This window comes from Salinibacterium hongtaonis (assembly GCF_003065485.1).
GTDB classification, from domain to species: domain Bacteria; phylum Actinomycetota; class Actinomycetes; order Actinomycetales; family Microbacteriaceae; genus Homoserinimonas; species Homoserinimonas hongtaonis.
Genome location: NZ_CP026951.1, coordinates 814,750 through 830,045, shown reverse-complemented (window position 1 = coordinate 830,045; position 15,296 = coordinate 814,750). Strand labels below are relative to the sequence as shown.

General features: G+C 63.1%; 18 protein-coding genes. All 18 read right to left on the bottom strand.

Annotated elements, in window-relative coordinates; translation table 11 throughout:
• Positions 1 to 8: 8 nt before the first annotated feature.
• The 18 genes from C2138_RS04090 to C2138_RS04005 all read right to left on the bottom strand — a co-directional run bounded on the left by C2138_RS04090 (position 9) and on the right by C2138_RS04005 (position 15,295).
• A complete protein-coding gene (locus C2138_RS04090; protein WP_108515753.1) occupies positions 9 to 707 on the bottom strand; it encodes a 3-oxoacid CoA-transferase subunit A in 699 nt (232 codons plus the stop codon).
• Between the two features lie 213 nt (positions 708 to 920).
• A complete protein-coding gene (gene pcaC, locus C2138_RS04085) occupies positions 921 to 1,322 on the bottom strand; it encodes a 4-carboxymuconolactone decarboxylase (protein WP_108515751.1) in 402 nt (133 codons plus the stop codon).
• A gap of 1 nt (position 1,323) precedes the next feature.
• The gene (locus C2138_RS04080; protein ID WP_108515749.1) at positions 1,324 to 2,121 is read right to left on the bottom strand and encodes an alpha/beta fold hydrolase; all 798 of its coding nucleotides are present in this window, start codon (positions 2,119 to 2,121) and stop codon (positions 1,324 to 1,326) included.
• Positions 2,121 to 3,500 (bottom strand): lyase family protein, encoded by a 1,380-nt coding sequence (locus C2138_RS04075; protein ID WP_108515747.1) that lies wholly within the window; start codon positions 3,498 to 3,500, stop codon positions 2,121 to 2,123. Before C2138_RS04075 ends, C2138_RS04080 begins: the two co-directional genes overlap by 1 nt.
• A gap of 5 nt (positions 3,501 to 3,505) precedes the next feature.
• Positions 3,506 to 4,066, bottom strand: coding sequence for a protocatechuate 3,4-dioxygenase subunit alpha (gene pcaG, locus C2138_RS04070; RefSeq protein WP_108515745.1), 561 nt, complete (start codon positions 4,064 to 4,066; stop codon positions 3,506 to 3,508).
• Positions 4,066 to 4,815, bottom strand: a complete 750-nt coding sequence (pcaH, locus tag C2138_RS04065) for a protocatechuate 3,4-dioxygenase subunit beta (protein ID WP_422395410.1) — start codon at positions 4,813 to 4,815, stop codon at positions 4,066 to 4,068. The genes pcaG and pcaH overlap by 1 nt, the downstream gene beginning before the upstream one ends.
• A gap of 166 nt (positions 4,816 to 4,981) precedes the next feature.
• Positions 4,982 to 5,785 carry an IclR family transcriptional regulator gene (locus tag C2138_RS04060; protein WP_108515744.1) on the bottom strand — a complete coding sequence of 268 codons (804 nt, stop codon included), beginning with the start codon at positions 5,783 to 5,785 and terminating at the stop codon, positions 4,982 to 4,984.
• Positions 5,786 to 5,807: 22 nt separating this feature from the next.
• The gene (locus tag C2138_RS04055; RefSeq protein ID WP_108515742.1) at positions 5,808 to 6,581 is read right to left on the bottom strand and encodes a YaaA family protein; all 774 of its coding nucleotides are present in this window, start codon (positions 6,579 to 6,581) and stop codon (positions 5,808 to 5,810) included.
• Positions 6,582 to 6,609: 28 nt separating this feature from the next.
• Positions 6,610 to 6,876 carry a F0F1 ATP synthase subunit epsilon gene (locus C2138_RS04050; protein ID WP_108515740.1) on the bottom strand — a complete coding sequence of 89 codons (267 nt, stop codon included), beginning with the start codon at positions 6,874 to 6,876 and terminating at the stop codon, positions 6,610 to 6,612.
• Between the two features lie 2 nt (positions 6,877 to 6,878).
• Entirely contained in the window at positions 6,879 to 8,390 is a 1,512-nt protein-coding gene (gene atpD, locus C2138_RS04045) for a F0F1 ATP synthase subunit beta (RefSeq protein WP_108515738.1), read from the bottom strand.
• A 17-nt stretch (positions 8,391 to 8,407) separates the two neighbouring features.
• Positions 8,408 to 9,307 (bottom strand): F0F1 ATP synthase subunit gamma, encoded by a 900-nt coding sequence (locus C2138_RS04040; RefSeq protein ID WP_108515736.1) that lies wholly within the window; start codon positions 9,305 to 9,307, stop codon positions 8,408 to 8,410.
• A gap of 36 nt (positions 9,308 to 9,343) precedes the next feature.
• The gene (atpA, locus tag C2138_RS04035; protein WP_108515735.1) at positions 9,344 to 10,981 is read right to left on the bottom strand and encodes a F0F1 ATP synthase subunit alpha; all 1,638 of its coding nucleotides are present in this window, start codon (positions 10,979 to 10,981) and stop codon (positions 9,344 to 9,346) included.
• A gap of 54 nt (positions 10,982 to 11,035) precedes the next feature.
• A complete protein-coding gene (locus C2138_RS04030) occupies positions 11,036 to 11,830 on the bottom strand; it encodes a F0F1 ATP synthase subunit delta (protein WP_108515733.1) in 795 nt (264 codons plus the stop codon).
• A complete protein-coding gene (locus C2138_RS04025) occupies positions 11,831 to 12,385 on the bottom strand; it encodes a F0F1 ATP synthase subunit B (RefSeq protein WP_108515731.1) in 555 nt (184 codons plus the stop codon).
• Between the two features lie 9 nt (positions 12,386 to 12,394).
• Complete coding sequence (gene atpE / locus C2138_RS04020; RefSeq protein WP_408640567.1) at positions 12,395 to 12,646, bottom strand: ATP synthase F0 subunit C; 252 nt, start codon at positions 12,644 to 12,646, stop codon at positions 12,395 to 12,397.
• A 49-nt stretch (positions 12,647 to 12,695) separates the two neighbouring features.
• Positions 12,696 to 13,436, bottom strand: a complete 741-nt coding sequence (gene atpB, locus C2138_RS04015) for a F0F1 ATP synthase subunit A (RefSeq protein WP_108515727.1) — start codon at positions 13,434 to 13,436, stop codon at positions 12,696 to 12,698.
• Positions 13,437 to 13,616: 180 nt separating this feature from the next.
• Positions 13,617 to 14,060 (bottom strand): Cg1360 family ATP-synthase-associated protein, encoded by a 444-nt coding sequence (locus tag C2138_RS04010; protein WP_108515725.1) that lies wholly within the window; start codon positions 14,058 to 14,060, stop codon positions 13,617 to 13,619.
• The gene (locus C2138_RS04005; RefSeq protein WP_408640569.1) at positions 14,057 to 15,295 is read right to left on the bottom strand and encodes an MraY family glycosyltransferase; all 1,239 of its coding nucleotides are present in this window, start codon (positions 15,293 to 15,295) and stop codon (positions 14,057 to 14,059) included. Before C2138_RS04005 ends, C2138_RS04010 begins: the two co-directional genes overlap by 4 nt.
• Between the last annotated feature and the right edge of the window lies 1 nt (position 15,296).

Sequence of the window (15,296 nt, the reverse complement as noted above, 5' to 3'; positions counted from 1 at the left end):
CAATCCGCTCACTGGGCTGCTCCTTCTGAAACGGCGGCATTCGACTCGATCTGCACGAGTCGCTTGACGAAGATGCCGGGGGTGACCACGGCCTCGGGGTCGAGCTGGCCGAGCTCGACGATGCGGTCGACCTGCACAATGCTGAGCTTGGCGGCCGTGGCCATGATGGGCCCAAAGTTGCGCGCCGTCTTGCGGTAGATGAGGTTGCCCCACCGGTCGCCGGCGACCGCCTTGATGAGGGCGACATCGGCGTGGATGGGCGCCTCAAGCACATAGTTGCGGCCGTCGATGACGCGCGTTTCTTTGCCTTCGGCCAGGGTTGTTCCAAAGCCGGTCGGCGTGAAGAACCCTCCGATGCCGGCACCAGCGGCACGGATGCGCTCGGCGAGATTACCCTGGGGAACAAGCTCAAGCTCGAGCTTGCCTGCGCGGTAGAGCTCGTCGAACACGTGCGAATCGGACTGGCGCGGGAACGAGCAGATGACCTTGCGAACACGACCGGAGGCGAGCAGGGCAGCGATGCCCGTGTCGCCGTTACCAGCGTTGTTGCTGATGATGGTGAGGTCGGTGGCCGACGACGACTCAAGGAGCGCATCGATAAGTTCGACCGGCTGCCCGGCGACGCCGAAGCCTCCGATCATGACGGACGAGCCGTCCTGGATGCCCGCAACGGCCTCAGCCGTGCTGGCGACAATTTTCGAGATCATCTGTGCGTAGTGCTCCTTCGTGGTGCGGTGCCGACGGCCTGGGTCGCCAGGGCTGAGATAGGACGTGCGTTCGCATGGCGAACAAGCGTTCGCTTTGCAAACATCCTTCTTCGAAGGTACTCACATCCATGACCCGGGTCAACCGAGAAGCGCCCCGGCAGCACAAAACCCGCCCCTCGCGCTGACGCAGGGGGCGGGCTCGGCGTGGGCACGCTAGTCGGTGGGCGGCTCTTCTTCGAAGACAACCTTGACCACGGCGAACGCGGAGTTAGCCGCTGGCACACCGCAGTAGATCGCCGACTGCAGAACAACCTCAACGATCTCGTCTCGCGTAAGGCCATTGCGCTGCGCCGCCCGCAGGTGCATCGCCAACTCGTCATAGTGACCGTGAGCGATGAGCGCGGTCATCGTTGCGACACTGCGCATCTTGCGGTCGAGGCCCGGGCGGGTCCAGATCTCTCCCCACGCATAGCGCGTGATCAGATCCTGATAGTCGGCGGTTGCCGGCACGATTCCATTGGTCGCCCTGTCGACGTGGGTCGCGCCAAGCACCTGCCGGCGCACCGCCATTCCCTCGTCGTAGCTGTCCTGATTGGTGCGCCCTTCGCGTGCCATGTCACTCGCCTTTCGTCGCGTCGGTGTGATGTTTGCCAGAGAAGAAGTCGATGAGCTCGGTCGCAACAACCTGAGGGCTCTCAATCGGGGCCAGATGAGCCACACCCGCGATCTGCACACCACGGCCATGCTGCACATTCTCGGCAACCGAGCGCGCCTCGTCCGTCGCGATTACCGGATCCAGCTCGCCCCACAGAGCAAGAATCGGAACAGAGATCTCGGCTAGCTTCGCGCGGATGTCGCTCACCGCAAGAGCCTCACAGCACAGCGCATAGCTCTCGTCGTCGGCAAAGGCGAGCGCACGGAGCAGCGCGCCTGCGGCATCAGGCTGCGCATCGATAAAGCCGGGCGCAAACCAGCGCTCCGCGGAACCGGCGACGAGTGCCGGAGTTCCCTGCACCCTCACCATCGCAGCGCGATCGCGCCAGGCCTCTTCTGAACCGACCTTGGCCGACGAGCAGATGATCGAAGCACCATCCACAGCATCCGGATGACGCAGCGCAAGCTCAAGCGCAACCTGGCCGCCCAACGAGACTCCGGCATAAAAGAAGTGCTCGAAGCCGGCATCCGCTGCCGTGGCGACAACGGCATCCGCAAGCTCCGCGACCGTGAACGGCTCCGTGGTCGCCGGGGAATCGCCGTGGCCTGGCAGATCAACGCTCAGGATCGTGAAGTGCTCCTTGAGCAGCGGCACCGCGCGGCTCCACAGAATCGTCGAGGTTCCGAGCGATTGGCCCAGAACAAGCGCGGGACCGCTACTCCCCTCGACACGAACGCCTGTCAGTCGGGGAATGGTCATTACTGCTCCTTGCGTAGTGCTGATCGTGCCGATTCGATGGCTCGATCGATTATGAGGTCGTTGTCGCCTACGTACTGGGCGGGGTCGAGGGAGTCGGCGAGGCTCTGGTCGGAGACGTTGGCTAGTGAAGGTTCCGCCCGCAGCAGCGCGCCGAGGTCGACAGTGGGATCCACCGCCTGAGCGGTGACCAGCTCCTGCAGCCTGTCTCGTCCCACGAGGGGGCCGTACTCGAGCATGAGTCGCTCGCTCACAACGAGCGATCCGCTCATGCCCAGATTGCGGAGCATGGCGGTCGGGAACACGCTCAGGCCGGAGGTGAGCTCGGCCGCGAGCCCTGCGGCACCGCCGACCAGTCTCAGCAACTCGCGAATCGCCTGCCACTCCGCGTGCCACGCCCCATCCGGCCTTTCGTCGACGGCCAGAGCGCTGCGCTGAACCTCCGCGGCGAGGCCCGGCGCCTGACGCGCCGCCGAGTGGATGAGAACGCTCAGCACGGGGTTCTGCTTCTGGGGCATGGCCGACGAGCCACCGCGGCCGGCAGCAGAGGGCTCGCCAAGCTCGCCGAACTCGGGGCGGACCATCACGAGAACATCGACGGCGATCTTGCCGAGCGCACCGCCGACCTGGGCGAGTGCCGATGCCAGTTGCACCACGGCAGATCGCTGCGTTTGCCACGGGATCGACCGCGCGAGACCTAGGCGGTCGGCGACGGCATCCGACACCGCAAGCCCCGTGCCGGTTTCGCCGATAACCGAGTACGACGCGAGCGTGCCGCCTGCGCCGCCCCACTGCAGCGGCAACTCGGCGACGGCACGGTCGAGCGCGACGGAGGCGTGCGCAACGCCGGCAAGCCAGCCGGCGGCCTTGAGCCCGAACGTGCTGGGCACCCCATGCTGCGTCAGGGTGCGGGACACCATCAGGGTTGCGCGGTGCGAGTCCGCAAGAGAGGAGAGAGAGTCGACGACAGAGGCGAGATCGCTGCGTGCCGCCACGAGCGCGCGCTGCGCCACGAGCATGAGGGCGGAGTCGTGAATGTCCTGGCTTGTCGCACCGCGGTGCACCCACACGGCTGCCGCAGCATCCTCGGCAGCAACGGCCGCCCGTAGATCTTTCACCAGCGGGATGATGGGGTTTCCCCCCGACCGCGATCGAGCGGCCAGCGACGCGACATCGATATCGAGGGAGTCAACGACGCGGGCAATGAGCGCTCCCGTGCCGTCCGGCGCAAAGCCGAGTTCCTGCCAGGCATAGGCGAGGGCCACCTCGACGTCGAGCATTGCCGCGACGATCGCGGCATCGGATGTCGCCGCCGCGACAGGTGTGCCAGCCCACTGCGGGGAGAGCAAGCCGACGTCGGCGACATCCGATCCGTTAGTCACGTGTTTTAGTCCTTCTGCCGATGCTCAATGAACACCGTCTCGTTGTCACCCTGCATGTGGATGTCGAAACGGATGTTGCCCTGCTCGTCGCGGGTTGTCATCAGGGTACCGGCGCGGTCACCGAGCGAGGCGAGGAACGCGTCGTCGGCAATGCTGCCAGAAGCCTCCGGCAGGTAAGCCCGGGTGAAAACCCGGTCGAGAAGGCCGCGCGCAAAAACGGTGACCATGAAGAACGGCAGCGCGCCCTCCGCGGTTGCCCCTGGCTCAACGGTCGTGAACGAGAACAGTCCGTTGTCGTCGACCGACGTGCGGCCGAATCCGGTGAAGCTGTAGCCGTCGCGGCGAAGCGAGCCTTCGGCGGTAGGAACACCGCCGTTCTCGTCGGCCTGCCACAGTTCGATCAGGGCATCGGGAATGGGGTTGCCCTGGCCATCGAACAGGTGACCGTAGAACCGGACGGCACCGGGGTGGGTGCGGTCCACGAGGCGCTCGCCGCCCTCAAAGGGAAGGGCGTAACCGAAGAACGGTCCCACCGTCTGGCCAGGTGTAGGAGCAAGCTTGGTCATCAGTGGTCACCCTCCTCGGGCTCAGTCCAGGTGCGCTTTGAGCCGTTGAGAACGATATCCCACTGGTATCCGAGCGCCCACTCCGGCGAGGTCACCGAGTGGTCATACTTTGCGATCAGGCGATCGCGGGCGTCCTGGTCAACGATCGACTGATAGATCGGATCGAGCGCGAACAGCGGGTCATTGGGAAAGTACATCTGGGTCACGATGCGCTGCGTGAACGCGGTGCCGAAGACCGAGAAGTGAATGTGGGCGGGACGCCACGCATTCGTGTGGTTGCGCCACGGGTAGGGCCCTGGCTTGATCGTCTGAAAACGGTAGAAACCGTTCTCGTCGGTGATGGCGCGGCCCGTTCCCGTGAAGTTGGGGTCAAGGGGCGCCGGGTGCTGGTCACGCTTGTGCACGTACCGGCCAGCGGAGTTCGCCTGCCACACCTCAATGAGCTGCCCGGGGACAGGGCGTCCGTCGCCGTCAAGCAGACGACCGGTCACGACCATCCGCTCGCCGAGGGGCTCGCCGTTGTGCTGGATGGTGAGGTCGGATTCGACCCAGGTCACGTCACGGTGGCCAAAGGCGGGCGAGTGGAGCTCGATCGTCTCGGGGTCGGCCAGCGTTGCGCTCTTGGTGGGGCTGCGCAGGATGCTGCTGCGGTAGGGCGCGTAGTCGAGCCGCGCGGCCGTCTCGACGGGAGCGCCTGCGGCGACGCCGTCGCGGTACTCCTGTTCGATGGCCTGCATCTCGTCGTTGATTTCGGCCTGGGTTGCGGTGGTCGCCAGAGGGTCCGTCGCGCGGATCGGCCCCTGGGCGTTGTCATCTGGGGTAGAGGTGGTCTCTGTCACGCGATCAGCGTGGCAGGCCGCCCGTCAGAAACCAATCACTTCTTCTCACTCAGTGGAAAGAAACATTGCTCATGCTTCACCGCCAGCGCACGGCGGTATGGAACAGGTCACGCCAGCGGCGGCGACCCCCGTCCAGGCTGACGCCCAAGGCATCAGAAATTCCGGATGCCGCCTCCTTGAGAAGCGGAACCATCCGTCTCATATCCGCGCGATTCAGATGTGACACCAGGCCAACGGCGGCGTATGGCGGGCCATCAGAGACGAAGATCGGCACCGCAACAGAGGCATTGCCGAGGGTCATCTCCTGGTGGGCCATGCTGAAACCGGAGCGCCGAATCTCTGCGAGTTCCGCCCTCAGCGCCTGCTCGTCAACGCGAGAATGCACAGTCGCCCTTCTCAGCGGGCGAGCGAAAAATGCGTCGAGAAAGTCGTCGTCCTGAAACGCGAGAAGCGACTTTCCTACCCCCGTCGTATGCAGGGGAAGCCGCCCACCCATGCGGCTGATGGTGGGCACGGATCGCTGCCCCACGAGGCGCATGGCATAGAGCGCTTCGCCCTCATCGAGAATCGCGAGATGCACGTTCTCTCCGGACGCCTCATAGAGGCTCAGCAAATACGGCAGCGCGATCTCTCTAAAGCGAAGACTCACCGCCGCTAGCTCGCCGCGTTCCCAGAGGCCCGTGCCGATCGAGTATCGCTGTCCGTCGCGATCGAGCATCCGCTCGGCCACCATCTCGGATGCGATGCGATGCGCGGTCGCAACCGGGAGCCCGGCACGATGGGCCAACTCCGAGATTGTGAGGGAGTCATGGTCCTCGTCAAAGGCATGAAGCACGCGATTGACGCGCGCGATCATCGATTCGCCCCGTGCCTCGGCCATAGGCTAATGCTACCGATCGGGCTTAGACGAGCTGCGCGCCTACCGCGTTGCGCACCACGAGCTCAAGCTCGCCCGGTTTGCCCGGTACCAGTGCGTAGCCGCTGTCCGCCGCCCACTCAAGCAGCGATGCGGCATTCGGATGCTCAATGCCGGACTCGATGACGGCACGGGTGAACTCGCCCTTGCCCTTTTTGTTGAAGTGATTGAGCGCACGGATTCGGCCGGTTCCGTCGTCGGCCACTACCCGCAAATACAACGAATCTGGTCGCGACGGGGCAGGCCCGAGCGCGGAATACGCCTCCGAACGCAGGTCGAGGATGAGCCCGCTCCGTTCGGCGAGAACGGCCGAAATAGGTGCCGCCCAGATCTTCTTGAGCGATAGCCCCGGGAGCTTGGAGTCGTGGGAGAGCCGATAGGCCGGGATCGGATCGAGCGCGCCGACCAGGCCGAACAGCGCCGAGTGCACCGCTACCGTTGCGCCCGCAAACTCACGCTCGGCGGCGGTCAGCGTCTCGGCTCCTAGGCCATCGAACAGCACTCCCGTGAACCGGTCGAGCGATGGCATCAGGGGGGATGACGCGACCACGGTGTTGCGTTCGAGTTCGTCACGCTGGCGGGCGCCCACCTTGAGAGCCGCACCCATTGCGTCGAGGTCGCCGCCAAACTCGCCCAGCGCAGCGAGAACCCGCTCGCGAATGGGCGTCAGGGCGGAGAAACTCAAAAGCCCCGGGTCGAGCCGCGTTCCCTCTACTCCCCCGGCCCGTTTGGACTCGGAGGGAGGCAGGATCAGCAGCATCGACGCCGGGGCGTTTCGAATAGCTAAATTAGGCGTTCGTCAGCGCAGCGTGCCGCGCGACGATCGTGACGGTGTTGTGCTCCACCGAGAGAAACCCCTCAGAAGCATCGGCCGTCACTGAGCTGCCGTCGCCAAGGGTGATGCGCACCTCTCCCGATCCGAGGATCGCGAGCATTGGCGCGTGACCGGGCAGAAGACCGATCTCACCCTCGGTGGTGCGAGCAACCACCATCGTGCCCTCGCCCGACCAGACTTCCTGGTCGGCCGAGACAAGGCTGATGTTGAGCACGGCCATGATTAGCCGTTCTCCTTCTGAATCTTGGCCCACTGCTCTTCGACGTCGGAGATGCCACCGACGTTGAAGAATGCCTGCTCGGCCACGTGGTCGAACTCGCCCTTGGCAATGGCGTCGAACGACTCGATGGTCTCCTTGAGCGGAACCGTCGAACCCTCAACACCGGTGAACTTCTTCGCCATGTAGGTGTTCTGCGACAGGAACTGCTGGATGCGGCGTGCGCGAGCAACGGTGATCTTGTCTTCTTCAGAGAGCTCGTCAACGCCGAGGATCGCGATGATCTCCTGCAGTTCCTTGTTCTTCTGGAGGATCTGCTTGACCGTCGTAGCAACGCGGTAGTGGTCCTCGCCTAGGTAGCGGGGGTCCATGATGCGGCTGGTGGAGGTCAGCGGGTCGATGGCCGGGTACAGACCCTTCGACGCGATCTCACGGCTGAGCTCAGTCGTGGCGTCGAGGTGGGCGAACGTGGTCGCCGGAGCCGGGTCGGTGTAGTCATCGGCAGGCACGTAGATGGCCTGAAGCGACGTGATCGAGTGCCCACGGGTCGAGGTGATGCGCTCCTGGAGGATACCCATCTCGTCGGCCAGGTTGGGCTGGTAACCCACGGCGGACGGCATACGACCCAGAAGCGTCGACACCTCGGAACCGGCCTGGGTAAAGCGGAAGATGTTGTCGATGAAGAGCAGAACGTCCTGCTTCTGCACGTCACGGAAGTACTCCGCCATCGTCAGCGCCGACAGAGCGACGCGAAGACGCGTTCCCGGCGGCTCGTCCATCTGGCCGAAGACAAGGGCTGTCTTGTCAAAGACGCCCGCTTCTTCCATCTCGTGGATGAGGTCGTTGCCCTCACGGGTACGCTCACCAACACCGGCGAATACCGAAACTCCACCGTGGTCCTGCGCAACGCGCTGGATCATCTCCTGGATCAGAACGGTCTTACCAACACCGGCACCACCGAAGAGGCCGATCTTTCCACCCTGCACGTAAGGCGTGAGGAGGTCGATCGACTTGATGCCGGTCTCGAAGAGCTCGGTCTTCGACTCAAGCTGGTCGAAGGCCGGGGGCTTGCGGTGAATCGGCCAACGCTCGGTGATCTCGATCGTCTCGCCGGGAGCTGCGTTCAGCACCTCACCGATGACGTTGAAGACCTTGCCCTTGGTGACGTCACCGACGGGAACCGAGATAGCGGCACCGGTGTCGCGCACCTCCTGGCCACGAACGAGTCCGTCGGTCGGGTTCAGCGCGATGGCGCGGATGAGGTCGTCGCCGAGGTGCTGAGCAACCTCAAGCGTGATCTCGTGTGCCTCGCCGGCCATCGTGACCGTGGTCTTGAGGGCGTTGTAGATGCCGGGAATCGAGTCGTGAGGGAACTCGATGTCGACGACCGGGCCGGTAACGCGGGCTACGCGTCCGACACCAGCCGAGGCGACCGGAACAAGCGCGGCAGAAGCCTTCTTGGACGCGGCCGGCTTCTTGGCTGCTGGCTTCTTTGAAGCGGGGGCTGTAGTAGTCATTGCTTCCCTGTTCTCTCTTACTTCGAACCCGATAGGGCGTCGGCGCCGCCCACGATCTCGGAAATCTGCTGGGTAATTTCAGACTGGCGGGCGTTGTTGGCCAGTCGCGTGTAGTCCTTGATGAGGTTGTCGGCGTTGTCGCTTGCCGACTTCATCGCCTTCTGAGTTGCAGCGTGCTTGGCCGTGGCCGACTGCAGCATCGCGTTGAAGATCCGGCTCTCGATGTAGACGGGCAGGAGGCCGTCGAGCACATCGCCGACCTCAGGCTCGAACTCGTAGAGCGGGAATACTTCGCCCTCGGTCGGCTCCTCGACACCCTCGACAACTTCGAGGGGAAGCAGACGCACAACCTCTGGAGTCTGGGTGAGCATGCTGACGAAGCGGTTGAAGACGATGTGGATCTCGTCCACGCCACCCTCAGATGCCGGGGCGACAAAGGCCTCGACCAGTGCGTCACCGATCTCGCGGGCAGTGTCGAACACGGGGTTGTCGGTTTCGCCAACCCAGCTGCGCGCAAAGGCCCGCTTGCGGAACGCGAAGTACCCAACGGACTTGCGCCCGACGAGGTAGTAGACAACGTCCTTGCCCTGGCTGCGCAGAAGCGAAGCCAGTTCCTCGGCCTCGCGGAGCACGTTCGAGTTGAACGCACCCGCGAGTCCGCGGTCCGAGGAGAAGATGACGACCGCTGCGCGCTCGACCTTCTCAGGCTCGGTGGTGAGGATGTGGTCGACATTCGAGAACGTGGCGACCGCCGATACCGCACGCGTAATTGCTCGCGAATACGGAGCCGATGCGGCCATCCGCGCCTGCGCCTTGGCAATACGCGAGGCGGCGATCAGCTCCATGGCTCGAGTGATCTTCTTGGTCGTCTGAGCAGATTTAATCTTCTGCCGGTAGACCCGAAGTTGCGCTCCCATGTATCTCTCTCTGTCCTAGTTCGGTGAAGGTCGCCGTTAGCGCTTCTGCTTGACGATCTTTTCCTGGTTGACGTCCTCAGCCTCAAGCTCAGTGAACTCTTCGCGGCCAGCGGAGATGAGCGGCTTGCCCTCACCCGTCTGGAACTCGAGCTTGAACTTGTCGACTGCCGCAGCGAGATCCGCAGCGGTGTTGTCGTCCAGAACGTTGGTGTCGCGAAGCGTGTCGAGAACCTTGGTGTTGCGACCGAGGTAGTCGAGCAGCTCGCGCTCGAAGCGGAGGATGTCCTCTACAGGGACCTCGTCGAGCTTGCCGTTGGTGCCGGCCCAAATCGATACGACCTGGTCCTCGACGGGGTACGGCGAGTACTGCGGCTGACGCAGCAGCTCGGTGAGGCGCTCACCGCGGGCCAGCTGACGACGGCTCGCAGCATCCAGGTCAGACGCAAACAGCGCGAATGCCTGGAGCGAGCGGTACTGGGCAAGCTCAAGCTTGAGCGTTCCCGATACCTTCTTGATGGACTTGACCTGAGCGTCGCCACCGACTCGCGAAACCGAGATTCCCACGTCGACCGCAGGACGCTGGTTGGCGTTGAAGAGGTCGGACTGGAGGAAGATCTGGCCGTCGGTGATGGAGATCACGTTGGTCGGGATGTAGGCAGAAACGTCGTTTGCCTTGGTCTCGATGATCGGAAGACCGGTCATCGAGCCTGCGCCCAGCTCGTCGGAGAGCTTGGCACAACGCTCCAGCAGACGGGAGTGTAGGTAGAACACGTCACCGGGGTAAGCCTCGCGTCCCGGCGGGCGACGCAGAAGAAGCGAAACAGCACGGTAGGCCTCGGCCTGCTTCGACAGGTCATCGAAGATGATGAGCACGTGCTTGCCGCCGTACATCCAGTGCTGGCCGATGGCCGAACCGGTGTAGGGAGCAAGGTACTTGAAGCCAGCGGGGTCAGACGCGGGAGACGCAACGATTGTCGTGTACTCAAGCGCGCCAGCCTCTTCGAGCGCGCCCTTGACGGCGGCGATCGTTGAGCCCTTCTGGCCGATGGCAACGTAGATGCAGCGAACCTGCTTGTTGACGTCGCCGGACTCCCAGTTGGCCTTCTGGTTGATGATCGTGTCGATCGCGATGGCCGTCTTACCGGTCTGGCGGTCGCCGATGATGAGCTGACGCTGGCCGCGGCCGATCGGGATCATGGCGTCGATCGCCTTGATTCCAGTCTGCATGGGCTCGTGGACCGACTTGCGGGCCATAACGCCAGGAGCCTGAAGCTCGAGTGCGCGGCGGGCCTCAGAGGCGATCTCGCCGAGACCATCGATGGGGTTACCCAGCGGGTCGACAACGCGGCCGAGGTAGCCATCACCGACGGGAACAGAAAGGACCTCACCGGTGCGGGTCACCTCCTGGCCAGCCTCGATGCCGCTGAACTCACCGAGCACAACAACACCGATTTCGCTCTCGTCGAGGTTGAGCGCGAGGCCCAGGGTGCCGTCCGCGAACTTGATGAGCTCGTTGGCCATGACTCCGGGGAGCCCTTCGACGTGAGCGATGCCGTCAGCGGCATCCACGACGTGGCCGACCTCGGTGGTCGATGCCTGCGTTGGGTCGTAGGACTTGACGAAATCCTTGAGGGCGTCGCGGATTTCATCCGGGCTGATCGTTACGTCTGCCATTTACGTTTCCTTGTCTTCTCGGCACCTTGCGGTGCCGTTGGCTTGAATGCCGGGTCAGCCGGCGAGTTGCAGTCTGAGGTCGGCGATGCGCGATGCAACACTGCCGTCGATGATGTCGTTGCCGATGGCAACGCGAACTCCACCGACAAGGGCAGGGTCGACCACGAGGTTCAGCGTGACAGCGCGGCCGTAGCGGACCGTGAGGGCCTTCTGCAGCTTGGTGCGCTGTCGGGCGCCGAGCGGCGCCGCCGTCGTAACGGTGGCGATAGCCGAGCCCTTCTGGTCTGCGATAGTCGAGGTGGACTCGGTGATCAGCTGACCGATGCGGCGGCCGCGAGGCTGCTGCACCAGGTGGCGAACGACTGCAAGCGTCTCCGCAGAAACCCTCCCGGTGAGAAGCGAGTCGACGAGCTCAGCCTTGGCCTCTGGCTTGCCGAGCTTGCTGCCGATCGCTAGTTCAAGCTCGGGGTTAGCAGCGACAACGTCGGCGAAGGAGAACAACTCCCCCTCGATGTCGACCGTTGAGGGCGCCGCGGAGGCGACCGCACGAAGGCCGAGATCTTCGATTCCCGCGAGAAGGTCGTCGACCGACGACCACCGTGCAGAAACAACGGTGCCGAGCAGAGCCATAGCGTCTGCACTCAACGATGAACGAAAGACTGCCTTGAGGGCAGCGACCTTCTCATCGGGTGAGCCAGAAGCATCGGCCACGAGCGTGCGCAGCTGAAGCGAGCTTCCGATCACACGACCCGCGGAGAAGAGATCCTCCGCGAGGCCGAGTGTGACCTTCGTTACGCCAGCAAGCGCCGCGCGCGATGTCGCGGTAGCTTCACGTGTCGCTGAACCCATTTACTTTCCTGCGCTCTGTGCTTCGGAAGCCTCGAGGTCGGCAAGGAAGCTGTCGACGAGTGCCGATGCCTTCTTGTCGTCACTCAGGCTCTGGCCGATGACACCCGACGCGAGGTCGAGTGCAAGCGAGCCAACTTCGCTACGAAGCGAAACGAGAGCGGCCTGGCGCTCTGCCTCGATCTGAGCGGAAGCGTTGGATGTGATCCTTGCGGCCTCGGCCGTGGCCTGCTCCTTGAGCTCGCTGAGGATCTTGGTGCCGTCGAGACGGGCCTGCTCACGAATCTTGCCAGCTTCGGCGCGAGCTTCTGCGAGCATCTCGTTGTACTTCTCGAGCTGCGCGCTGGCCTCTGCCTGTGCTGCCTCGGCCTTCGCGATGCCACCCTCGATGACCGCAGTGCGCTCGTCGAGCATGGTCGTGACCTTAGGAAGAACAACCTTCCAGAAGACCAGCAGGATGACGACGAAGCATACGGCAGACCAGACGATGTCGTAGGTCGCCGGAATCAGCGGATTAGGCGTTGCCTCCTCCGCGGCGATTACCAGTGCGTCAAGCATTGAGATTCCTTAGGAGGTGAAGATGAAGTACGTCGCGATACCGATGAACGCGAGGGCCTCGGTGAAGGCGATACCGATGTACATGAGTACCTGGAGCTTGCCCTGCAGCTCAGGCTGGCGTGCGACCGACTCGATGGTCTTGCCGACGACGATACCTACGCCGATGGCCGGGCCGATCGCGGCGAGGCCATAGCCCACGGTCGCGATGTTTCCGCTGAGTTCAGCAACGGTTGTTACGTCCACGTTGTGTTTTCCTTCCATGAGGTGAACCGGGCGGTCGCCCGATCCCTTGGTGCGTAGTCAGTGGTGCTTAGTGCTCGTCCGCCAGCGCGAGCTGGATATAGACGGCGGTCAGGATCGTGAAGACATAGGCCTGCAGGATCGCAACCAGGATTTCGAAGAACGAGAAGGCCAACCCGAATGCGAGGGTTCCTACACCGAAGAGCGGGAACAGGCCCTGCGTCGAGAAGAAGAAGAACTGAGTTGCCGCAAAGAAGAGCACGAGCAGAAGGTGGCCGACGACCATGTTCATCATGAGTCGCAGCGTGTGCGTCACAGGGCGAACGATGAAGGTCGAGACGAGCTCGATCGGCGTCACGATGATGTAGAGCACCGGGGGAACTCCGGGCGGGAACAACGAGTTGCGCAGGAACTTGCCGGGGTGCTTCTTGAGACCCGCGTAGATCCACGTGACGTAGGCCACAAGGGCGAGCACGAGGGGAACACCGATCACGGATGTTCCTGCGATGTTGAGACCCGGCACGATTCCCGTGATGTTCATCGCCAAGATCATGAAGAAGAACGTCGTGAGAATAGGAAGGAAGCGCTTGCCGTCCTTCTTGCCGAGGAGATCCTCAGCGATACCGACGCGAACGAAGTCGAGTCCGTATTCGATGAGGCCCTGGCCGCGACCTGGGACGAGCCTCAGGTTGCGGGTGCCAAGCCAAAAGACCAGAACGATGAGCAACGTCATGAGGACGCGAATCATCATGATGCGGTTCATGGCGAACGGCGTGCCCTCGAAGAGGACGATGTCGGGGAAGAACTCCATGATCGAGGGACCGTGGAATCCACCATCGTCCCCGGAGCCGCCTGTGGCGAACGGGATGAACCTTGTCAGAGCGTTTACTAGCAGCTCTATCTCCAGAATCCGGGCGTCAGGAAACGCGGTGACGAAAGGGGGGGGTTGTTCGAAATCACTCTACCAATAGATGGAGGCATGAGAGTACACTCACCGACCTTCTGGCCCCTCAGATTGCTCTCCTGGCAACGAAACATCGCTGACATAGGGCATCCGGGACTTTGCAATAACGACAACATCGACCACGAGCGTGCCCAGGACTGCGACAACGAGGCTCAAGAAGAGAACCTGGGTGTTGATCCAGGGCTGGTCCCTGAGTACGAATATCAGCACCAAGAAAATTACGAACTTGAGCAGCCATGCACCCATGACGATTGCGAAAAAGACGACCATCTCGTAACGCGTGGCGATGATGATGCTGAGGGACGTGATGCCGAGGAATACCATGGCGATTCCGGCACCGGCGATGGCGCTGATGACGCCGGGCGTTCCTGCGACGAGATAACCGATCACGGAGCCCACGACAGCGATCGCCGCAGCGAGGACGACGCCGGAGACGAGGGCGCGTTTCAGAACGGGAACAGAACTACTCATGGTGCTTCCTTAGGACGGAGGGCGGCATCCACAGTTGCTGGATCGCCGGGCTCCCTAACGTTGGACGCCTCGTCAAGAGGATCGAGGCGCGGGTCGATCACGGAGTCAGACCCCGGCTTAGCTAGCTGCACGCGCGCTTCTATGCGCTTGCGACGGGTGAGAGGCGCCAGCGTGAACCAGGCGCTCAGGACAAAGCCCAGCGAAACAAAGGCGATCGCGACCCATGCCGGAACGAGCATGAACAGCAGGCAGCCGATTGCAACGACGGCGGTCCACGAATAGAAGATCAACACGGCATGAAAATGCGAGTGCCCCATGTCGAGCAATCGGTGGTGAAGATGCTGCCGGTCAGCGGAGAACGGCGATTTGCCGGCGCGGAGGCGTCGGAAGACAGCAAGGGCGAAATCGAGCAGCGGCACGATGAGAATCGCGAAGGGCAGCAGGATCGGGATAAAGGCCGGCAGCAGTTGGCGCCCCGAGGCGAGCGCACCCGGGTCGACCTGGCCGGTGACCGAGATGGCCGACGCCGCCATCAGTAGGCCCACGAGGAGCGCGCCGGAATCGCCCATGAACATCTTGGCCGGGTGCCAGTTGAGCGGCAGAAAACCGATGCATGCGCCGGCAAGCACCGCGGTGATGAGCGAGGCGAGGTTGAAGTACTCCGACTCCCCCACGCCGTTGGAGAGGATGTACGTGTAGATAAAGAACACGCTGCTGGCGATGAGCGCGACCCCGGCCACGAGGCCATCGAGTCCGTCGATAAAGTTGACGGCGTTCATCACGAGCACCACGGCGAGCACCGTGATCACGAGGCCCGTGACGGGAGGGATGATGGTGATTCCGCCGATCGGCACGGTGACAAGTTGCACGCCCTGCCAGACCAGCAGTCCTGCCGCCAGGATCTGGCCGGTGAGCTTGGTCATCCAGTCGAGATCCCAGATGTCGTCGGCGACACCGAGCGCCACGATTACGAAAGCTGCCCCGAGAAGGGCTAGCACCGGTCTCGGGTTGGCGAAAATCAGGTGAAAACGATCGAGCTGCGATGCGACAGCAAAGGCGACAATGACGCCGAAGAACATCGCAATGCCGCCAAGGCGAGGCGTCGGCGTGGTGTGCACGTCACGCTCCCGGATGCCGGGATACAGCTTGAAACGATGGCTCAGTTTAAGAATGATGAACGAGAGCACGAAGGTGACGAGGGCAGAGACGCCGCCGACGAGCACATAGAAAACAATT